This window comes from Nonlabens sp. SY33080 (assembly GCF_011784885.1).
Taxonomy (GTDB): domain Bacteria; phylum Bacteroidota; class Bacteroidia; order Flavobacteriales; family Flavobacteriaceae; genus Nonlabens; species Nonlabens tegetincola.
Map to the genome: position 1 here is coordinate 565447 of NZ_CP050461.1, position 22052 is coordinate 587498.

General features: G+C 34.9%; 16 protein-coding genes. 3 read left to right on the forward strand and 13 right to left on the reverse strand.

From position 1 onward, the window contains the following. Positions 1 to 3717, forward strand: a complete 3717-nt coding sequence (locus HCN53_RS02555) for a metallophosphoesterase (protein WP_167341920.1) — start codon at positions 1 to 3, stop codon at positions 3715 to 3717. A gap of 194 nt (positions 3718 to 3911) precedes the next feature. On the opposite strand, the gene HCN53_RS02560 is transcribed toward HCN53_RS02555, so the two are convergent. The 9 genes from HCN53_RS02560 to HCN53_RS02600 form a co-directional block, all read right to left on the reverse strand. Then, a complete protein-coding gene (locus HCN53_RS02560; protein WP_105018899.1) occupies positions 3912 to 4772 on the reverse strand; it encodes a hypothetical protein in 861 nt (286 codons plus the stop codon). Positions 4773 to 4850: 78 nt separating this feature from the next. Further along, positions 4851 to 5342, reverse strand: a complete 492-nt coding sequence (locus tag HCN53_RS02565) for a Dps family protein (protein ID WP_042278762.1) — start codon at positions 5340 to 5342, stop codon at positions 4851 to 4853. Positions 5343 to 5555: 213 nt separating this feature from the next. Then, positions 5556 to 6440: a DUF1853 family protein gene (locus tag HCN53_RS02570; RefSeq protein ID WP_167341921.1), complete on the reverse strand. Its 885-nt coding sequence runs from the start codon at positions 6438 to 6440 to the stop codon at positions 5556 to 5558. Further along, positions 6441 to 7073: a WbqC family protein gene (locus HCN53_RS02575; RefSeq protein ID WP_085774627.1), complete on the reverse strand. Its 633-nt coding sequence runs from the start codon at positions 7071 to 7073 to the stop codon at positions 6441 to 6443. A 5-nt stretch (positions 7074 to 7078) separates the two neighbouring features. Further along, positions 7079 to 8665, reverse strand: coding sequence for a signal peptidase I (lepB, locus tag HCN53_RS02580; protein ID WP_167341922.1), 1587 nt, complete (start codon positions 8663 to 8665; stop codon positions 7079 to 7081). A gap of 44 nt (positions 8666 to 8709) precedes the next feature. Next, positions 8710 to 9411 carry a 4-hydroxy-tetrahydrodipicolinate reductase gene (dapB, locus tag HCN53_RS02585; RefSeq protein WP_167341923.1) on the reverse strand — a complete coding sequence of 234 codons (702 nt, stop codon included), beginning with the start codon at positions 9409 to 9411 and terminating at the stop codon, positions 8710 to 8712. Between the two features lies 1 nt (position 9412). After that, positions 9413 to 10009: a DUF5683 domain-containing protein gene (locus HCN53_RS02590; RefSeq protein WP_167341924.1), complete on the reverse strand. Its 597-nt coding sequence runs from the start codon at positions 10007 to 10009 to the stop codon at positions 9413 to 9415. Then, on the reverse strand, positions 10002 to 10898 hold the full coding sequence (locus HCN53_RS02595) for a ParB/RepB/Spo0J family partition protein (RefSeq protein WP_105018903.1): 897 nt from the start codon (positions 10896 to 10898) through the stop codon (positions 10002 to 10004). Before HCN53_RS02595 ends, HCN53_RS02590 begins: the two co-directional genes overlap by 8 nt. 3 nt (positions 10899 to 10901) lie before the next feature. Continuing rightward, positions 10902 to 11666: a ParA family protein gene (locus HCN53_RS02600; RefSeq protein ID WP_042278694.1), complete on the reverse strand. Its 765-nt coding sequence runs from the start codon at positions 11664 to 11666 to the stop codon at positions 10902 to 10904. A 137-nt stretch (positions 11667 to 11803) separates the two neighbouring features. Between HCN53_RS02600 and HCN53_RS02605 the strand changes: the two genes are divergently transcribed. Both HCN53_RS02605 and HCN53_RS02610 read left to right on the forward strand, forming a co-directional pair. After that, positions 11804 to 13009 (forward strand): glycosyltransferase, encoded by a 1206-nt coding sequence (locus tag HCN53_RS02605; RefSeq protein ID WP_167341925.1) that lies wholly within the window; start codon positions 11804 to 11806, stop codon positions 13007 to 13009. A gap of 199 nt (positions 13010 to 13208) precedes the next feature. Next, positions 13209 to 17822, forward strand: coding sequence for a LamG-like jellyroll fold domain-containing protein (locus tag HCN53_RS02610; protein WP_167341926.1), 4614 nt, complete (start codon positions 13209 to 13211; stop codon positions 17820 to 17822). Between the two features lie 93 nt (positions 17823 to 17915). On the opposite strand, the gene lysA is transcribed toward HCN53_RS02610, so the two are convergent. From lysA to HCN53_RS02630, 4 genes are all read right to left on the reverse strand, one after another. Beyond that, on the reverse strand, positions 17916 to 19139 hold the full coding sequence (gene lysA, locus HCN53_RS02615; protein ID WP_167341927.1) for a diaminopimelate decarboxylase: 1224 nt from the start codon (positions 19137 to 19139) through the stop codon (positions 17916 to 17918). Between the two features lie 122 nt (positions 19140 to 19261). Beyond that, complete coding sequence (locus tag HCN53_RS02620; RefSeq protein WP_167341928.1) at positions 19262 to 19933, reverse strand: YggS family pyridoxal phosphate-dependent enzyme; 672 nt, start codon at positions 19931 to 19933, stop codon at positions 19262 to 19264. Then, positions 19926 to 21152 (reverse strand): DUF1015 domain-containing protein, encoded by a 1227-nt coding sequence (locus HCN53_RS02625; protein WP_085774636.1) that lies wholly within the window; start codon positions 21150 to 21152, stop codon positions 19926 to 19928. The genes HCN53_RS02620 and HCN53_RS02625 overlap by 8 nt, the downstream gene beginning before the upstream one ends. Positions 21153 to 21164: 12 nt before the next feature. After that, positions 21165 to 22052: a 3-hydroxyacyl-CoA dehydrogenase family protein gene (locus HCN53_RS02630; RefSeq protein ID WP_060524918.1), complete on the reverse strand. Its 888-nt coding sequence runs from the start codon at positions 22050 to 22052 to the stop codon at positions 21165 to 21167.

Sequence of the window (22052 nt, forward strand, 5' to 3'; positions counted from 1 at the left end):
ATGAAAAAAAATAACATATTCTTAGGTCTTATAGCTTTAATCCTTGCCTCATGTGCTAGTTTCAAAGCTCAATATAAGGAAGAAAATCAATCAGTTTTTCCTAACAATGAATCCATAGATAAAAGTTTTTATTTAATAGGTGATGTAGGACTATCTCCTATGAACGGTAAAAGTGATGGTTTATTAGCCTTGGAGTCTTATTTAAAAGATCAATCTATTTCAAAAGATGATCATTTAGTTTTTCTAGGTGATAACATTTATCCTACGGGAATGCCTAAAAAGGATGATGAATTTAGACCTTATGCCGAAAATCATTTGAATGCTCAAATAGAGGTAGCAAAACAATTCGGCGGTCAGGTATTGTTTATTCCAGGTAATCATGATTACTATAATGAGGGACTTGATAATGTTGAACGAGAGAAAGAGTATATCGTTGAGGCCATGGGTGATAAAGAAGTATGGCAGCCCAAAGTAGGTTGTCCCATAGAACTTAGAGAAATAGAAGACGACGTTCTCATGCTTATCATCGATAGTCAATGGTATCTCGCAAAATGGGATAATTTACCTACTATCAATGATGACTGTGATCAAATTAAAACAAGAGAACAATTTTTCCTAGAAATAGAGAGCGAACTAAAAAAAGCTCAAGACAAAACAATTATAGTTACGTTACACCACCCGTTGTATACTAACGGTATACATGGTGGGCAATATGCAGCAATCAAGCACTTGTATCCTTCTCAAAACAATATTCCGGTACCGGTTCTAGGTTCTTTGACATCTCTTATAAGAACAAGTGGTGGAGTAAGTGCACAAGACAGACAAAATAAAAGGTATCAACAAATGGCCGACCGTATTGCAACACTTATACGTGCAAGTGCTGCCAACCGTGTAATTGTAGCAAGTGGTCATGAACACACTTTACAGTATATTGAAAATGATGGCGTACGACAGATTGTTTCAGGCTCTGGAAGTAAACAAGGATATGCCGCACTCAGTAATGATGGTTTGTTTTCTTATGGAGGTAAAGGTTTTGCTAGACTAGATGTAATGAAAGACGGTAGTTCCTACGTTAGGTTTTACAGTTTTGAAAATGGTACTTACAATCTGTTATACACCAAACAGGCAATTGAACCACAGGAAGATTTTGATTTAAAATCATTACCTGAAGATTATCCCGCTTTCGCGAAAGCGAGCATCTACACCAAAGAACAGGTTGATAAATCAGGATTACATGAATCTATATGGGGTAATAAGTACCGCGATCTTTATGGAACAGAATTGAATGTTCAAGTAGCTATGTTAGATACTTTAATGGGTGGACTTACTGTAGAACGAGGTGGTGGTGGCCATCAAACAAGATCATTGCGTTTAGTAGCAAAAGATGGTAGAGAATACAACTTGCGAGCATTGAAAAAAAGCGCTGTTCAATTTTTGCAAACCACTGTATTCAAAGAGGATAATATAGCGAGTAGTTTTGAAGATACAGGAGCAGAAGATCTTATTTTTGACTTCTACACAGCTGCACATCCCTATGCTTTTTTGACGGTTCCTACACTCGCTAGCGCCATTGACGTGTACCACACAAATCCGGTGCTTTACTACGTACCAAAACAACCGGCACTAGGCAACTACAATAAGGAATACGGTGATGAATTATACATGCTCGTTGAACGACCAGAGGAAAATCATAAAGATTTAGAATCATTTGGTAAGCCGGATGATATAGAAAGCACTGCCGATGTCTTTGAGCGATTAAGGAGAGATGAGAAATATAAAATTGATGAAGAATCCTATGTAAGAGCCAGATTATTTGATATGCTTATAGGCGATTGGGATCGTCATGCAGATCAATGGAGATGGTCTGAATTTGAATTGGAAGATGGAACTCATTTGTTTAAACCAATCCCTAGAGATAGAGATCAAGTATATTCCAATTTTGACGGTGCATTGTTTGCCACATTAAGAGCTATGATAGGAATTACTAATCAATTTGCTACTTATGATGAAGATATTAATAACCTAAAATGGTTTAATACAGCTGCCACCTATCTAGATCGTAATTTGTCTCAAAATTCTGGGAAGGAAGTATGGCTAGACCAAGCGGCATTCATCCAGCAAAACCTGACTGACGAAGTCATTAATGAGGCTTTTGATAAGTTACCACAAGAAATTAAAGCTGCTGAGAGTACAGAAGTCATCAAGAAGAATATGCGAACTAGACGTGATAAAATGGTCAAAATAGCTACAAAATACTACGATATTATCTCTGATCTAGCTATTCTTACCGGTACTGATAAGGATGATTTTATAGACATTGAAGTGATAGACAAAAACTCTACAAGGGTTTCCATATACAGAAATAAGGATGGACAACGAGCAGATGTTGTGGCCCAACGTACCTTTTATAAAAATGAAACTGATGAAGTATGGGTTTATGCGCTAGATGATGATGATGTAATCACTTCAACTGGATCAACAAAATCAAGAATTAAAATTCGAGTAATCGGTGGTCAAAATAATGATATTTATAAGATGGATAATGGTAAAAATGTATCTATCTATGATCACAAGTCTAAACCAAATAGCATCGAGAAGAAAGGGAATGCTAGATTAAGATTAACAGATTCATATGATGTGAATCTATATGATCCAAAGAAACAAATAAGTACAGCAGGCGCTTTTACGCCAGGTATTGGATTTAATCCTGATGACGGTTTTAGAATAGGTATTCAAACAAGTTATATCGTAAAAGGATTTAATAGAAACCCAAATACTCGAGAGCATAGATTTAAAGCCGGTTACTATTTTGCTACACAGGGATATGATATTAATTACAACGGTGTTTTTGCTGGAGTTTTTAATCACGGTAATTTAATCGTTAAGGGAAGATTTGCAGGTCCAACATTTGCTGAAAACTTTTTTGGATTTGGTAACGAAACCGTAAATCTTGATGATGAGTTGGATTTTGATTACAACCGTGTGCGATTAAGTGAAATTTCTGGAGGAATTGGTTACAGTTACGTAGGTGAATACGGTTCTAATTTATCTGCGACTTTTGAAGCACAAGGATTTCAAGTAGAAAGAGATGAAGAACGATTTTTAGCACAATCAGGCTTTGATAATCAAGAAGATTTCTATGAGCGCAATTGGTATGCCGATTTAAGTGCAAGATATAATTATGAAAGTTATGATGTTAAATTAAACCCAACACGAGGTATGATCTTTGACCTCGTGGCAGGTGTTAATACCGAATTTGATGATTTAGAAGGTTCTTTTGGGTACTTAAAACCAAAATTAGGATTTCATAATGCTATTAGTCGTGACAGAAAGTGGGTTTTAAAAACTCTTTTACAAGGTCAGGTCAATATTGGTGACGATTTTGAGTTTTTTCAAAGTGCTCAATTGGGTCAAAACACAGGTTTAAGAGGTTACCGTTTACAAAGATTTTCAGGAGAAAGTGCCATGGCTTTCAGTGGTGATGTAAGGTATAGTTTCAATGAATTTAATTCAGGTTTTGTTCCTCTACAAATTGGAGTATTTGTAGGTGGTGATGTAGGTAGAGTATGGTTAGATGGCGAGGATAGTTCAAGATGGCACAATGATTATGGTGGTGGATTCTATGTTAACAGTGCCGAGGCAATAGGAGCAACCTTTAATTTATTTCATGGTGCTGATGGATTTAGATTCAGTTTTCAGGTTGGATTTAGCTTCTAACTTATATTTTTATCACTTGATATAGATAATCTTTACATGATAAACAAAAGTACCAGCATTTCACTTATTGCAATAGGTAGTTTACTAGTGCTAATAGGTCTTTTATTTTACGCTTTTAACATTGCAGGATCTATCGGTATGTTTGTGTTGGGTGGAATATCCGAGGTTTTAGGGATTGTATTTTTAGCCTTACACTATAAGTCAAAACGATAAATATTACCATCGCTGTGTTTGTTCTCTTCGTCTGCTATAAACAGTTCCGAGTCATTAATAAAACTAATTGCTTCCTTTTGTGAGAAGTGATCCAATTTATATTCGGTCACCTGGTACTCCTTAAAATCCCTATCATAATCTGTTAGTATGATTACCTTATCGTAGGTTAGTAAAGCTATTTTGGTTTTAAAAACATCAGCAGCAGTTACTTGACAATCATCTTTATCATTGCAAATTTCAATTTCTGTTAGTTTTTTTGCTTTTTGTGGTATAGTTGATATCGGGAATGTATATACCGAAGTTTTTCCATTAAAGTCTTTAGATCGATTACGGGTAAAGATGTAAAAATTGTTATTTAATACAATTAACGATTCAGCATCAAAAAGTCTCTCTTTCTTTTTTGGAGGAAACTCATCTTGATCTTCGTAGTAAAAAGGATGTGAAACAGCATTCAATTCAACTTTACCAGATAGTTGTTCTATATTTTTAATAGAAGCCTCATAAATGACTAGATCCTTTCTTTTATTATAATTATTACCGGTATCGGCAATATATATATTAGTGGTACTTCCATTTTTTACAACAGCCATATCTTCCCAATCTACATTATTCCATTGATTACTATGTAACTCTGCAACAACACCTTTATTGATATCGCACAAGTAGATTATTGATTTTCCACCGCTATCGTTTAATGCCAAATACATAGTATTGGAAATAAATTCCATTCCACTACATTCATCTATAACATCGGGCAAGTTTGCAACAACTTGAAGCTTATCATTTTTTAGGCAACTTGTAGAAATAAAAAAGGATAATAGAAGAAGGAAATATGCTTTCATGGGTGATTTTAATTAATTAAAAAAAGAAACCGAGCTAGACAGTTAGTCCAGCTCGGTAGTTTTATAATTTCAAAAGTATTAGATAGATTTATGAGTATCGCTTGTATTCATAACCCATGCATCTAACATCCAACTTTCTTTTTCTAGTTCTCTAATGTAAGCTCCTATTAAATCAATAGTACCTTCATCACCAGCAGCATCGGCTACTTCAACAACCTTTCTCATTTGTGTGATCAATTTTCCATGATCGGATAACAGTTGTTTTACCATTTCAACATCTGTATGTTCAGATTTTGATTCTTCAATTGAAGATAACTCTAAATATTCTGATAGGTTAGAGGTAGGTTGATATCTCAAAGTTAAGATACGTTCTGCTATCTCGTCTACTTTGATTTTAGCCTCATCGTACATCTGTTCAAACTTTTCGTGAAGATCGAAGAAGTTATGTCCAACTACATTCCAATGAAAATTACGCAGTTTTTGGTAGTATAAGTGGTAATCTGCCAGTAACACGTTTAATTCTGTAACGGTTGTTGCTGTTTTTTGTTTATCTAAATTTAAATAACTCATATTTGTATTTGTTGTTTGGTTTTTTGTTGAATTTGATTCGGTATGTGTAGTAGTAACAGGCTCTTTTAAATCAAATTGCTCTGGTCTACTACGATCTCCAAAATCACTTAAATATTGTTCTCTATTTTTAGGTTCAAATTTCCTTTCCATGTTTTTACTTTAAAGATACATCATCATAACGTTTAACATCCGTAAGGTAACGTTAAACGTTGTTTATATTATCCTAATGCCATCTTTAGGCATAGTCACAAAGAACCTTTCAAAGCTGTCTTCCGCGACTTGTTTCCATAGCATGGGCGCATATCCTCTTTTTAGACTTTCTTGGACTATGGGAAGTATGGTTGAATGATTGTAGGAAACTTCTAGTTCATGAGCATGTGATTTCCATAAATGCTTGTGAGGTAAAAAATAGGTGTATGATGAGTACGCTTTCGCGAAAGCGTTATAATCCAAATAGTATCCTGAGATACATGCTTTATTTATAAATGGAAATGGTTTGTTCCAATGATTTTGCGGAATAAATACATGGGCAAGAAAGCAAACTTGCTGTTTTAATGCATCAACGTTAATATCTAATTTCTCAAGAGTTTTTCTAGTTTCTTTACGATATAAAAGTGGCAATTGATGCTGCTGTAGTCGGTGAAACTTTTTAAGAAAAGTATCGCGTCTATTAGGTCCTACATAACGAGATAGCTCCCTAACCCTAGAATCGTCCAATAGGTTTGATTTACCTGTTGCGCATGGATCATAAATATAAAATTTGTAAACCAACTCAACGTGTAATTGCTTGCCGGTGATTTTGTTTTGAAGTATGTAGTCTAGTTCACCTAAAGTCTCTTTATTACTGAAGATTTGTTCGTTTGAAAGTAAAACATCATAATTTTTTGATTGCTCTACGCAAAACTTAAAAAAATATTCTGCTCTTTTTCCTAGTACAGTTTTAGGTGGAATATTGGGTAAATTTATTTTTGAAGTTGACTCCTTAAGATGTGAGAAATCTAGGCTATCCAGAGCAAACTGTTCCATTCCCGATAGATTACCCTTCCAAAAATTTCTGGTCGTGAAAAAGGCCTCAAATCGTTTGTAGGTGTCGTTCATTTACTTGAAGTCGCATAAAGCTGCTTGAGATTTCAAAAAGCTGCGACTGCTAGGACCTAAGTTAAATAACAAATCTAGACCAGACAAGGGTTGCAAAAACCCGTGTTTCTCTTGAAAAACTTGAATGTAAGACTGATATATGGGATGTTTATTACCCTTGGCGGTGATCAGTTTCTGAGCCTTGATATCTCCTTGATAGTTACTGGTGTAACTTATTTTTGGTAAAATTTGTAATTGTTCTAATAAAAACTGTGTACAGCTTAAATTCCACTTCATCAAAGAGGACTCCTCTTTGGCATAGAGTTCTAATAGATCCTGCTCATAATATTCATAGTATGGACTGTTTTGATAAGCACTTTTAATTGCCCTTAAATGATTGAGTTTCCATTTTTCAGAATAGTCAATTTCAATACTTGAGTACGGCACCGATGAACCTGACTTTTGATGAATTATGGGAATGCTAAGAGCGTTTTTGCCATTGGTAGTTGCAATAACACACCTGTTGCGATAGGTTTGTTTTACGTAATTGTCGTGAATTTCAAAAACAAGTTCATCACAGTGATAGGTGTTAATTAGACTGATAACATCCATAAAATAACTAGGATGTACAATCAACTGTGCCCTGGATTCCATCACTATTACTTGTTACCTTTCTTCTTTTTGTAAAGGTATCTACCTGCAAAATATATACCTATAGCTATTACTACATAAAGCAAGTATGATTTTGGTTTTCCATCACCGTTTACGGTTTGAATCATACGATCAGTTCTTAGGGCTGAAGGGAAACTTTTACTAGTATCATAACTTGCCCAAATAAGAACTGGCTTACCTACTATGTGCGTTTCAGGAACGTAACCCCAATAGCGACTGTCCAAGGAGTTATCTCGGTTATCTCCCATAAGCCAGTAGTAATTTTGCTTAAAGGTGTAACTAGTAAGTGGTTTTTCATTTAATAGAACCTGATTTCCTTTAAATGAAATTGTATTAGAAATGTTCATTTCGCTTCCCTCGTACACCTCAATAATTTCTTTATAGTAATCGATGTTTTGATTATTGATTTCTACAGTCTGATTTTTTGCAGGAATTAGAAATTCTTTTCTTGTACTACTGTTATTACCAGTCGATGCGTTGTATGGGAAAGCTCTATAATCAGGAATTCCAATTTCAATTTTTTGGAAATTAGATATTACGCCATCTGCCTTAAGCTTTTCCATAGATGCCTTGGTAGCAGAGTTAAAACCTATACTATCAGGATATTTATCAGGATGTATAGTTGCATATCTCAAACCATCAGTTATATCATACTTTTCTCTTAATATCGCTGGATTACTAAGAACATTACGGTCAATAGGAGTGAAGGCATACGCATTTTGAAGTTTTGCGCGTTCTGGCATTTCAAGTAGTTCACCATTGATATAAACTTCACCATTTTTCATTGAGAGTAAATCACCAGGGATTCCTACACAACGTTTTACATAATTTGATTTCTTATCAATAGGTTTATAATGATATTTACCGTCATCTTGGCCATAAATATTTACACTGTCTACAGGCCAATTAAAAACTACAATGTCATTGCGTTTTACGTCTTGAAAACCTGGTAATCTAGTATAAGGTAGTTGTGGTCTAGGTAGATAACTTTTTACATTTACTACTGGAATCGTATCGTGCACCATAGGAAATGCTATAGGAGTCATAGGAAGTCTAGCACCGTAATGAAATTTACTTACAAATAACGCATCACCTATTAATAAGGTTTTTTCTAACGATGAAGTCGGAATAATAAAAGGTTGCATGACATAAGTGTGAACTATGGTCGCTGCAATTACTGCAAAAAGAATACTATTTGTCCATTCACCAGCTGCCGTTCTAGGTTTAAGCTCTCTATCTTTAATATGATTAAGTGGTAGTGCATAGTTAACGTAAAACAAATAAAGTCCTAGTGTAAGGATTACCAGTACGGTATGTTTAGTTTGATTGTATCCAAAACTGCGCAGTAAATCTACCCAGATAACAATAAACATAATCAGGTTAACCACTGGAAGGAATAATAGCAAAACCCAGTACCAAGGTCGGTTAATAATCTTAGTCAGTATATAAGCGTTATAAACAGGTACAAAAGCTTCCCAAGGCTTATGACCTGCGGCCACATACATCTTGAAGGTAGCTAACCCGTGAATAATTTGTATCACTATAAAAAACAGGAACCATTCTGTCCACTCCATAATTTAAATATCTTGGTATGTAAGTAAGGTTGGAACTATTTAAGTTACAATCCTAATACATCTTTCATTGTAAAAACTCCTTTTTTGCCGTGTATCCATTCTGCGGCTATTACAGCACCTAGTGCAAATCCATCACGACTGTGAGCTGTATGTTTAATTTCAATTTCGTCAATATCGCTACTGTAAAAAATACTATGTGTGCCTTTTACATCTTCTTCTCTAATAGCGTCAATAGTCACTATTTGTTCATCGCTAGTTTGTTCCAGTGACCAATTAGTTTTTTTAAGAGGATCTTTAAGGCCTTCAAATAAAGTGATTGCTGTGCCGCTGGGCGCATCCTTTTTTTCGGTATGATGAATTTCATTCATACTCACTTTGTACTCGTTAAATGTACTCATCATAGCTGCCAGCTTCTTGTTAAGTTCAAAAAATAGGTTAACACCAAGAGAGAAATTTGATGCGTGAACTAAACTACAGTTCTCCTTTATTACGAGGTTTGAAATATTATCCAGGTCATCATTCCAACCCGTTGTTCCACAAACGGTTGGGATATTCAACTTAATCAATTCATTTAAGTTGTTAAGAACTGATTCTGGCGATGTGAATTCGATAGCAACATCGGCGAATTGTGCTTGTTTCATTTGATCATTCCTGCCTAAACGAGCTACAATTTCATGTCCGCGACTTGTTGCAAGACGTTCAATTGTTTTACCCATTTTACCATAACCAACTAGAGCTATCTTCATTTTAAAAATTATAGGTTAGAGAAAATCCAAAATTGCTACCTGCACTTAGATTATTATTATCAATATAGGGTAAAACAGCAAGATTGCGATCTACACTAAACTGACTTAAATGGCCATCAACATTGGCATCGATAATTTGTAGGACATAAGCTGCTGCTGCTAGCAACAAACTTAATTCTTTGTTACGTTGTGATACTTTTTGGGCACGTTCTAATCCTTGAGTAGAAATGATAGGATTACCATTCTCGTCAGAGAATTCATCATTGGTACCACCGGCAAGCCTTATTTTAAAAGCATCTCTTAATCTGTTGTATTCGTTGTCATTCCTTATGTAGAAGTATACACTGGTACCTATAAGGCCATAGGCTATTGGTACTTTCCAATATTTTTTATTATAAACTTGTCCCATACCAGGTAATATAGCACTGTAAAATGCCGCTTTACTTGGTCGGTTTGCATCGTATACAATTGGTAGCGTATCGTTGGCAACAAGTACGGTATTTAAGTCCTGTTTTTCAGGTGTATCATTAGAGTCATCCTGGGCATGACACCATGCAGAACTTAAAATTATAAATATGTAAACGAGGTGCTTAACCATTAATCAACTTGACAATACGTTCAAAATCTGCCTTTGAAGCATAATTAATGGTTATTTTTCCTTTACCAGAACTATTCATGGTAGTAGATACCTTGGTGTCCAAATGTTCTCCTAGCTTTTTAGTTTGAGATTCTACTTTTTCTGGAAGAGAATTCTTTTTAGTTTGCTTTCGCGAAAGCGTACTATCCTTAAGCCCTTTAACTAGTTTTTCAGTATCTCTTACCGATAAATTATCTGAAATTATACGTTGATATATATCCAGCTGATCATCTAGGCTATCGACATTAATTAGAGCACGACCATGACCCATTGAGATAAATCCATCCCTCATACCAGTCTGAATAATTGGATCTAATTTTAATAGTCGCAAATAGTTTGCGATAGCACTACGTGATTTTCCTACACGTTCACTCATTTGTTCTTGCGTAAGACTGATCTCGTCGATAAGTCGCTGGTAGGATAATGCAATTTCAATAGGATCTAAATCCTGACGTTGAATATTCTCAACAAGCGCCATTTCTAGCGATTCTTGATCATTTGCTATACGTACATAGGCTGGAATTGTGGTGAATCCTAGCATTTTTGAAGCACGACAACGACGTTCTCCCGATACTAATTCATATTTTCCAAACCCTTTTTTACGAACAGTAATGGGTTGAATAACACCTAATTCTTTGATAGAAGAGGCAAGCTCTTTTAAATGCTCTTCATTAAATGAGGTACGTGGTTGAAACGGATTCATCTCTATGTCTTCAAGAGGTAAATCAACTACGTTTCCTACAATTTTGTCTGCGTTTTTATCTTGTGCGGTATTTATTTCATTTGTCTTATCATTTAATAAGGCAGATAAACCGCGACCTAAGGCCTGTTTTTTTGTTGCTTTGGCCATGAGTTATGCGTTTTTATTTATCAATTCGTTTGCTAGACTCAAATAGTTCTCCGATCCCTTGCTGGATGCGTCATAATTAATGATACTTTCCCCATAACTAGGAGCCTCACTTAAACGAACATTTCGTTGTATAATTGTTTTAAAGGTCAAACCTTCAAAATGCTGATTAACTTCTTCTACTACTTGATTGGATAATCTTAATCTACTATCGTACATGGTAAGTAGTAATCCTTCTATATCTAAATCTGGATTGTGAATTTTTTGAACACTCTTAACTGTGTTTAATAATTTGCCTAATCCTTCAAGAGCAAAGTATTCACATTGAATAGGTATTAACACAGAGTCACTTGCCGTAAGAGCATTTAAAGTAAGTAACCCGAGAGAAGGAGCGCAATCTATAATTATAAAATCAAAATTGTCCTTAATAGAGGATAAGGCTTGCTTCATCATGTATTCTCTTCGGTCAATATCAACTAATTCAATCTCTATAGCGACTAAATCAATATGAGCTGGAATTATGTGTACGTTAGGAGCGTTAGTTTCCTTAATTAATGACATGGCCGGAGTAGAATTCTCTATCAACTGGTAGGTTCCTGCTTCTATAGTCTCTACATCGAGTCCTAATCCCGATGTCGCATTAGCTTGTGGATCAGCGTCTATCAATAAAACCTTTTTTTCCAATACGCCTAACGATGCCGCTAGATTTACTGCTGTTGTTGTTTTACCTACACCACCTTTTTGATTAGCTATTGCTATAATTTTACCCATGCTTTTGTAAAGAAAATGTGAGCGATAAAAGTAATTATTTAGTTCTTATTTTTACTAGTCTGTGACGGCTATTTATTAACCTAGGTTTAAGCTGTTTTAACTCAATCGTTTATATAAACCTTAAAAACGTAAATCTATTGCAATCTAGTAAAAAGCTATTAATTATTGGTGCTCATTGGCCTAACCCAAATGGATCGGGTACTGGTACAAGGATGATTCAATTAATCGAGACTTTTCAGTCTCAATATGAAATTCATTTTGCAACTGTTTTACCCGTTGATGATAACTTTTGTAATCGTCATACTATATATGGTCATCGTATTGAACTAAATAATCAATCTTTCAATGAATTTGTAGCAGATTATTCTTTCAGTCATGTTCTTTATGATAGGTTTATGATTGAAGAACAATACAGCTGGAGAATAAGAAAAGTTTTACCAGAGTGTATTCATATACTAGATACAGAAGATTTACACTTCTTAAGGAAGGCTAGGGAAGAGGCTTATTTAAAAGATGCTACTGTAAATTTTGATAATGAATACACTTATCGAGAGATTGCTGCAATTCTTAGAGTTGATTATTCTTTAATAATAGCTAATTATGAAATAGAGTTGCTCAAGTCACACTTTAATATTCCATTAGAAAAATTAGTATTTGTCCCTTTCTTATATGAAAATATTGAATGTCCAATAGTCAATTTTGATGACCGTGAGCATTTTGTTTTTGTAGGCTCAGGAAAGCATAGACCGAACATAGAAACGATAAAATTGCTAAAAAATAGGATTTGGCCCTTGATTAGGCAATCTCTTCCTAAAGTAGAATTACATATTTATGGTTATGAGTTACCGGCATTTGTGAATCAAATGCATTCAAAAAAAGAGGGCTTTATCGTTAAAGGATACTGTGAAAATATAGAGGAAGAGTTAACCAAATATAAATTAATGTTAGCTCCCATTCCATATGGTGCTGGTATTAAAACTAAAATATTTGATGCACTAAAGTGTAGTTTACCGATAAACGGAACGGTATATTTATGGGAAGGGATTTCATCTGAAAAAATAGCTTTAGACAGTATAGAAACAATTGATAAACAGTTATTTGTAAGTAAGTCTGTTAAGTTGTATCAGGACCATTCTTCATTAGGTGAACTGTTAAATTATCAGCTTGAACTATGTAATACTTTGTTAAAAAGACAAACAACTGTTAAAAAAGTACTATTGCATACTATCCTAATTGGTAGTTCGTCGAAATTATCAATAGAACAACGCATGATCAGATATTTTAGTCAAAAACAATACGAATTTTTCTCACGTTTTCTAGAACAAAAAAATATAAATTCTTAAAACCATTAAACTTTTTATCGATGAAATACATCGATAAACTGTTATGCAGTGAATAATAAAAATAAGATAAAAAGTTGTATATCAGTATATTATACTTGTTTTTTGCGTTTTTTTAAGAAAAAATAATTTTAATTCAATTTGCAAAATCCATTTTCTCCATAGGCTGAAATTACTTTGTACCGTAGTTAATTATTAAGGTATGAAGAAGTTTTACTTAATTCTAGTTTTATTATCAGGAATAGCAAATGCACAGGTTACTATTTTCAATGCGGACTTCACGACCGGCCTTGGGGATAATGCTTGGACTGATGCTGCCAATCGCGGGCAATGGAGAAGAGGATCTGATTTTGCAGCTCATGGAGCAGGTTTTTACAAATACATACGTAGAACGAGATCTAATGTAACTTATGAGGAATTTGCCAGAATGTCAACAACAACTCCATTGATTGACTTATCCGGTTATGAAAGGATGGTGTTAAGTTTTCGATATAATCTAGATGTTATTCCAAATGGAGCTGATGGATTTAGAATTGAATTTGATAATAACGATGGTTTAGGTTGGAGAACCTTAGGTAGAGTAGGTGAGCCTGATTCTGTTAATTGGATGACAACTGATGACGCTAGTGCAGTAGGTGGTTATGGTGCATGGGCAAATGATTCTAATGGTTGGACAACTGCAAGTGTGAACTTGCCTTCACAAGCTTTTGACGATCAAAGTGATGTGCGTTTTAGAGTTTGGTTTCAGTCTGACGGTGCTGCTTATAATGCTGATGGTCTAGCTATCGATGACTTTAGGATTGAAGGATACTTACAGCTTGCAAAGGTTTATGTAGATTGCGGTAACGGAGTAGGACCAGACTTAGAACTTTGGTTAAATCCAGCAACCTTAGCAGATAATTATAATGATGGTGATCTGATTAGTGAGTGGAGAAACTCTGTTGCAATAGGTAATGTGACAATTGATGGATCTTATACTAATGCCACATCGAGTGGATCACAACGCCCTATTTACCAAGATAACGCCGCTGCAAATGCAAATTATAATCCGGTAGTGACATTTGACGGAAGCAAATCTATGTTTGGTAAAGGTGGCTTTTATTATAACGATATTTATGTGGTAATAAATCCTACCCAAGGCCTTAATGCTTCTCGTGGAACTGAAGATGTTTTCATGGGTGATGATTATAATACAAGCGGAAATAATCAAGATGTTACAGGTATTTCTATCAATAACACAAGTGCTAGGTATGGAACTAATCCTGACATTGTAGCTTACAATCAAGGTGCACAAAATGATTATGGTAAGGCAATTGTACATCCAACTCTTAATTATGACAGACCAGTTATTTTTAATGTAAGAGTTAATGATTCCGGTGATGGAATGGAATTGTATCTAGATGGAGTCAATCTTGAAAATATTCCAGCTTTATCTGGTTTAATTCAAGAGGTTAATAGTACAACTATCAAAGAAATTTTAAATTCGAGATATTGGTTAGGAAGATCAGAATTTTTTGGATCTAGTTTTAATGGAGATATTTTAGAAATCATGTCTTTTTCTGAAAAGAAGTCAGATGACGAGCGTGAGAAAATAGAATCGTATTTTGCTATGAAATACGGAATAACGTTAGGGTTATTTCCTATAGATTCTATTGGTCTACCTCATGTTCCAGGTTCTTATTATGATAGTTCAGGTAATGAATTGTGGAATGCTTCTATAGATCCTGGTTTTACTTATAATGTTACCGCTATAGGAAGAGATGATTGTATGCGCTTAAATCAAAAACAGGCTAGGAGTATAGATCCAAATGCTTTTGTATCAGTTGGTTTGGGTGATTTATATAATACGAATAACGCTAACCCTAATACATTTGAAGACGATTACGACTTCTTGGTTTGGGGAAGTACGTCTGAGGATCTTGACCCAATGCCAAGTCCTTTGGCTGTTACATTAGGTCCTGATTTAGTTACTACGTTTACTGATGTTACTAAAAGAACATGGAAATTTAAAGAAGTTTCTGAACAAGGAAATGACATACCTGAAGTAAAGGTAAGTGTAGAAACAGCAGGTTTCTCTAGCTTACCAGCATTAGTGGGAAATGATGCTTATGTAATGATTGTTGCCAATGATGAAAATTTCAATGATGTATTGGAGACTATCTTTTTAGATGAGAATGGCGCAACACTTGAAACTACTTATGACTTTGATGGTGAAAAATATGTGAAGTTTGGTGTAGCACATGAAGAAATTGAGCCTAGACATATTGATTTTGATGGTGAAAATGACTATGTACAAGTTGGAAACGAAATACAATTAATCGGAGCCTACTCAATTTCTGCTTGGGTTTTATCAAGAGGTGCTAATTCAGATGGAAATAATAGAACAATAGTATCTAAAAAAGGAACCGCAAATAATGGTTATTGGTTATTCCTTGATGCTAATAATCGAGTATCTATGAGACATCAAACCCAAACAAGAAAAAGCGATACTAGAATCGCCGATAATGTTTGGACATATATCACAGTTGTTTATAATGGGACATCAATTAATTTTTACATTGATGGAGTTCTTGATAAAACTCAAACTATAGCTGCGCTTACAACTAATAATGAAGATTTTTGTATAGGAGCGAGATACATATCTAAAACAGATGTAAGAAATCAGTTTTATGGAAATATTGATGAGGTTAGAATTTTTACTACTGCTATAAATCAGGATCAAATTAGATTTATGATGAATCAAGAGATTGAAGAGTTTGGTGGTGGAATAAAAGGATCTATTATTCCTTCTAGTGTAACGAAGAATGATATAGCAGCACTATCTTGGTCAAACCTAGAAGCATATTACAATATGAATACCTACATAGGTACGCACCTAAATGACGCTTCTGGTAACAAACACCGTGGTAGTTTGAGACAACCTTCAAATTTTACCATTATTGACCAAACAGCTCCTCTTCCATACATTTCTCAAGCTAATGGAGATTTCTCAGATAACAGCACTTGGCAAAACGGTGGTGAACTGTATAATCCAGGTAGTACTAGAGTTGTAGCAGGAACTGTTTATGATATTGATTGGAACATCGTACAGTCATCTCATAATATAGAAATAACCGATAAGAATATTACACTCCTAGGCTTAAACCAACAGTCGAACGAACTTTCAGTAAAGAATGATTTAGGTTTAACAGTAACACATATTCTGGAACTTGATGGTCTAATTGACCTGGAAGGTGAAGCACAATTAGTGCAAACTTTAGATAGTGATTTAATTGGTTCTAGTACAGGATCGTTAGAGGCAGATCAACAAGGAACTTCTGATAAGTACAACTATAATTACTGGAGTTCACCTGTTAGTTCAACTACTAATGCTTTGAATAACGATGGATATACCATTCAAGGTTTCATGCATGATGGAACATTTGCCGATAATCCTAGACCTATGAATTTTACAAGTAGAAATGTAAGAGATGGAGCTCCTGGAACGGCTAGTACTGCTGCAACAATCTCTGGTAGATGGTTGTACAAATATTCCAACTTAAGTTCAGGAAATTATTCCAATTGGGAATATGTAGGTCCTACTGGATCCCTAAATACAGGTGAAGGATTTACAATGAAAGGTAATAGCGACAACATTTCAGGAGAGCAGAATTATGTTTTTATAGGTCGACCTAACAATGGTATTATTGACTTACCTATTAACAATGGTAATGACTATTTAGTTGGTAATCCATATCCATCAGCATTAGATGCTCATGAATTCATAAGAGATAATCCTCAGTTGGACGGTACGCTTTACTTCTGGGAACATTGGGGTGGAAACAGTCACGTGTTACTCCAATATCAAGGTGGTTACGCAACCTACAATTTCTCTGGTGGAGTTCCTAACGCTAGTATAGGAACAAGCAGTCCACAAGTAAATCAAGGTGGAGTTCCTACAAAAACTCCAGAGCAATTTGTACCAGTAGCACAAGGCTTTTTTGTAAGAGCAACTTCTAATGGTACTGTTAGATTTGAAAATGATCAACGTCAATTTATTAAAGAATCTACAGGTCCTAGTGTATTTGTTGCTGCACCTGGTAGCGGCGCTGCTGCTATTAGTCCAGACTTAGATTATAATGGACCTAATGATACTAGACAAAAAATAAGATTAGGTTTTGATAGCCCAGGGACAATACATAGACAACTGTTAGTTACTGAAGATGTAAGTGCTACGATGGGTTACGATAGAGGATTTGATGCTAAGCAACAAGATAATCAAATGGACGATATGTCTTGGTATTTCGGTGGAGACACTTATGTGATACAAGGTGTAGGTAGTTTTGATAACAATACCATCCTACCTTTGTCAGTAAAAATAAGTAACCCAGGTACAATCACTATTGGTTTAGATAATCTAGAAAATGTTAATCAAGATTTAAATATATTCCTGCATGACAACCTTACGGGTATGTATCATAATTTACGTAATGCTGATGCTTTAATCGATAATATGAGCGCAGGAACTGTCAATGATAGATTTGAACTTGTATTCAATGATCCTTCTACTTTGTCAAATAATACTGTGCAATTGGATAATCAAATTACAATCTATCAACCAGTTAATACTGATCAAATTCATGTTAAGGTTTCAAATGAACTTTTAGTAAATGGTATAACCTTATACAACACATTAGGACAAAAAGTAGTTCACATCGACAGTCCTGATTATCAAGATGTGATTACTATAGATACAAATGAAATGAGCGCAGGAGCTTATATTGTAACTATAGATTCAAATAGTGGCTCTTATAGTGAAAAGGTAATTGTAAAATAACCCAGAGAGTATATATAATAATTAACTACAAATGAAAAAGCCGCTTCTTATTGAAGCGGCTTTTTCTATTTATATAAATTATAATTTTATGGACTATACCTCTTGTTCAATGGATAAAGAAACCTCAACCTGATTACGTAAAATATCATCCATAGTTTCACGCTTTCTTATGACATGTGATTCTCCATTATACCACAAAATTTCGGCAGGTCTATATCTACTATTATAGTTACTCGCCATTGAAAAACAGTAAGCACCGGCATTTGAGAAAGCTAGTATATCACCTTCTGTAACCTCAGCAATTTGACGGTTATTACCAAAAGTATCTGTCTCACAAATGTATCCTACAACACTGTAATACCTCTTACGTCCATCAGGATTAGAAACATTTTCAATTTTGTGGTACGATCCGTATAACATAGGTCTAATTAAGTGATTGAATCCAGAATCAACGCCAGCAAACACGGTACTCGTTGTCTGCTTTACCACATTTACCTTAGTTAAGAAATAACCAGATTCACTAACTAAAAATTTACCAGGTTCAAATGCTATAGTTAGATCTTTACCATACTCCTTGCAAAAGGTATTAAAACGTTCAGTCAATTGTTCACCTAATTCTTCAATGTCGGTAGATACATCTCCTTCTTTGTAAGGAACTTTAAAACCGCTACCAAAATCTATGAACTCTAAATCATCAAATTTTGCTGCGGTTTCAAATAAAATCTCAGACGCATATAAAAACACGCCAATATCTAATATATCGCTACCTGTATGCATATGAATTCCATTAACACGCATACCTGTATTCTTGACAATTCTTAATAAATGAGGAATTTGATGTATAGATATACCAAATTTTGAATCTATATGACCTACTGAAATATTAGCATTTCCACCAGCCATCACATGTGGATTTATACGCACACATACAGGTACATCAGGATGTTTAGACCCAAATTGTTCTAGTATGGATAAATTGTCAATGTTTATTTGAACACCTAGAGCGGCTACTTGCTCAATTTCTTCGAGAGAAACACCATTAGGAGTGTAAATGATTTTTTTAGGATCAACACCAGCTGCTAGCCCTAGTTTGACTTCCTGCACACTCACGGTATCGAGTCCAGCGCCTAACTGTTTAAAAAGCTTCAAGATTGAGATGTTTGACAGGGCTTTTACAGCATAATGAATTCTTAGATTTTTCGCTTTCGCGAAAGCGGACTCTAATCGTTCATACTGTGATATAATGCGCTGTGCATCATAGACGTAGACAGGACTACCGTGCTCCTTAGCTACTGCAACTAAATCTTGTGCATTCATTTTATTAATGTTAAATTATTTAAGCTCACAAAAATAAGTGCACAGAGGTAGTTGATGAGAAAAAAAACTCTAATTTTTTACCTAATCCTAGTAATTTACTAGGTAATATATGTATCGATAATCTAATGTGTGTTTCTAGACCCAAAAATGGCACTACCTATACGTACCATCGTACTACCTTCTTCAATAGCTATTTTGTAGTCACCAGTCATTCCCATGGATAATTCTTTGAATTCATCATGAGTAAAGTAATCTTCTTTTAATTTGGAAAACAAGCTGCTTAACGATTTGAATTCCTTTCTAATTTGATCTAGATCATCTGTAAATGTAGCCATTCCCATTAATCCTTTGATTGAAACATGAGATAACTCCTTGAACGCTTCACTTGTGATGTAATCCAGTAATTCTTGTTCGTCAAATCCAAATTTATTCTCTTCCTGGGCAATGTGAATTTGAAATAAACAATTAATAACACGATTGTTATTTTTTGCTTGCTTATTAATTTCCTTTAGTAACCTAGGAGAGTCTACACTATGAATTAAATGCACGTAAGGAGCCATGTATTTAACCTTATTCCTTTGAACGTGCCCAATCATGTGCCATTTGATATCTTTAGGTAAGTGTTCCCATTTTGACGTCATCTCTTGGACTTTATTCTCACCAAAATGTCTCTGACCAGTCTCATAGGCTTGTTCTAGATCACTGATAGGTTTTGTTTTACTTACAGCAATAAGTGTAGCCTTGGGTTCTACGCTTTCGCGAAAGCGTAATATGTTTTCACTAATCTTACTCATTTTCAAATTCGTAAATTAATAGTCCACTAGGAAGTTTAGGTTTTATATAAGTGCTTTTAGGAGGCATTACAAGATCTGCATCGGCGATTTTTTTTATTTGTTCTACCGTTGCAGGAAATAGACCGAAACCTACCGCGTATTCATTGTTATCAACTTGTTCCTTCATGTCTAGTAGAGCATCCTTCCCATAATTGTAGGATAATCTGCGATCATTTCTAGGATCTTTAATATCTAAAATCGGTTGAAGCAGATAATCATATAACATTTGCGTATCAAGATCATCCAAAGGACTATCAATTGTCATGACCTGTTTACGCCAATATAGGCTGTAGAATTCTCCATCCAAGTACATACTGAAGTGGTGCTTTTTGGACGGTTTATACATTTCCTTACCTCGATTTTGAATTCTAAAATGTTGATCTAGTTTCATGAGAAAATTTTCCTTTGTAAGATCATTAAGATCTGTCACTAGTCTATTAAATTCAAAGATTTGTAGCTGACTTTCTGGGATTAGAAAACTCATGAAATAATTGTAGGAATCATGTTTGCTACCTAAATCCTGAGATAGTAAATACGAGCTGGCACTGCGGTGATGACCATCTGCAATGTATAAATAGGGTAGAGCTGCAAAGGATTGTTCAATTTTATCACAATCCTTTGCATCATCTATGATCCACACTTTATGTTCATTGCGATCAGTTGTTTTAAAATGATATTCAGGCTCACGTTGTTTTATACGTGAAACGATATCATCAATATCTTGTTGATCAGGGTAAGTGATCAGAACAGGCTCTGCATTAAAGCCTACTGTTTTTAAATATTCTTTAAACAGTGTTTCCCTTACTTTAAGCGTGTTCTCATGCTTTTTAATCACATTGTTGTTATAGTCATTGGTGCTTGCGGCAGCAATAATTCCTACATACTCGTGACCGTTTTCTGTACATTGATACAGATAAAAACTGGGAACTGATTCACTTTTAAGAAATTGATCCTCTTTGAACTCTAAGTACCTGTTGCGAACTAATTGAAAACGTTCATTCCCTGTACTTTCATGATTAAATTTATAACCAGGATTCAAAATATGCAGAAAACTAAACGGATTATATTTTAAGGTGCTTTTAAGTTCCTTTCGTTTGTAATCCTGATAAGATCTGGATATTAAATGAGTAGCAATTTCTTTTGAGGCTCTTACACCTTTGAAGGGTTTTATTTTTGGCACAATTATGAGATCTTAAGCAAAACTTGAACTTACCTTTTCTGCTTTTTTAGATTCTGAATAATCGTAAAAGCCTTCTCCAGATTTCACACCTTTTTTACCTGCCATCACCATATTAACTAATAGTGGACAAGGAGCGTATTTTGGGTTTTTAAATCCATCATACATAACCTCAAGAATTGATAGGCAAACGTCTAGACCTATAAAATCTGCAAGCTGTAATGGTCCCATAGGATGTGCCATACCCAGTTTCATTACAGTATCGATTTCTTGTACTCCTGCAACACCGTTGTATAAAGTCTCTATAGCCTCGTTAATCATAGGCATAAGAATTCTATTTGCTACAAATCCAGGATAGTCATTAACCTCAGTAGGCGTTTTGCCTAATTGAATCGACATATCCATAATAGATTTTGTAACCTCATCACTAGTTGAGTAACCTCTAATGATTTCAACTAGCTTCATGATAGGTACTGGGTTCATAAAGTGCATTCCTATTACCTTTTCAGGTCGTGAGGTAGCAGCACCTATTTGTGTGATGGAAATTGAAGACGTGTTTGAGGCTAGAATACAATCTGCTGGAGCAAACTCATCCATTTGTCCAAAGATTTTCAATTTCAAATCAACATTTTCTGTAGCTGCCTCGACCACGAGATCAGCCTGTTGTACACCTTCTTTAAGATCTGTATAAGTGGTGATGTTATTAAGAGTATCTTGCTTGTCTGCCTCAGTAATTTTTTCACGGGCAATCATACGATCTAGATTTTTACTTATTGTACCTAGACCGCGGTCCAATGCTTCTTGAGAGATATCTACAAGTGATACATTAAATCCTTTTTGGGCAAAAGTGTGTGCGATCCCATTCCCCATGGTTCCTGCGCCGATTACTGTAATATTTTTCAT

Coding starts and splice junctions, on each gene's coding strand:
- HCN53_RS02575 (WP_085774627.1), bottom strand. CDS start 7,073: ATGGAATCCAGGGCACAGTTGATTGTACATCCTAGTTATTTTATGGAT.
- HCN53_RS02555 (WP_167341920.1), top strand. CDS start 1: ATGAAAAAAAATAACATATTCTTAGGTCTTATAGCTTTAATCCTTGCC.
- HCN53_RS02600 (WP_042278694.1), bottom strand. CDS start 11,666: ATGGGTAAAATTATAGCAATAGCTAATCAAAAAGGTGGTGTAGGTAAA.
- lysA (WP_167341927.1), bottom strand. CDS start 19,139: ATGAATGCACAAGATTTAGTTGCAGTAGCTAAGGAGCACGGTAGTCCT.
- HCN53_RS02590 (WP_167341924.1), bottom strand. CDS start 10,009: ATGGTTAAGCACCTCGTTTACATATTTATAATTTTAAGTTCTGCATGG.
- HCN53_RS02630 (WP_060524918.1), bottom strand. CDS start 22,052: ATGAAAAATATTACAGTAATCGGCGCAGGAACCATGGGGAATGGGATC.
- HCN53_RS02570 (WP_167341921.1), bottom strand. CDS start 6,440: ATGAACGACACCTACAAACGATTTGAGGCCTTTTTCACGACCAGAAAT.
- HCN53_RS02610 (WP_167341926.1), top strand. CDS start 13,209: ATGAAGAAGTTTTACTTAATTCTAGTTTTATTATCAGGAATAGCAAAT.
- HCN53_RS02565 (WP_042278762.1), bottom strand. CDS start 5,342: ATGAGTTATTTAAATTTAGATAAACAAAAAACAGCAACAACCGTTACA.
- HCN53_RS02595 (WP_105018903.1), bottom strand. CDS start 10,898: ATGGCCAAAGCAACAAAAAAACAGGCCTTAGGTCGCGGTTTATCTGCC.
- dapB (WP_167341923.1), bottom strand. CDS start 9,411: ATGAAGATAGCTCTAGTTGGTTATGGTAAAATGGGTAAAACAATTGAA.
- HCN53_RS02560 (WP_105018899.1), bottom strand. CDS start 4,772: ATGAAAGCATATTTCCTTCTTCTATTATCCTTTTTTATTTCTACAAGT.
- HCN53_RS02620 (WP_167341928.1), bottom strand. CDS start 19,933: ATGAGTAAGATTAGTGAAAACATATTACGCTTTCGCGAAAGCGTAGAA.
- lepB (WP_167341922.1), bottom strand. CDS start 8,665: ATGGAGTGGACAGAATGGTTCCTGTTTTTTATAGTGATACAAATTATT.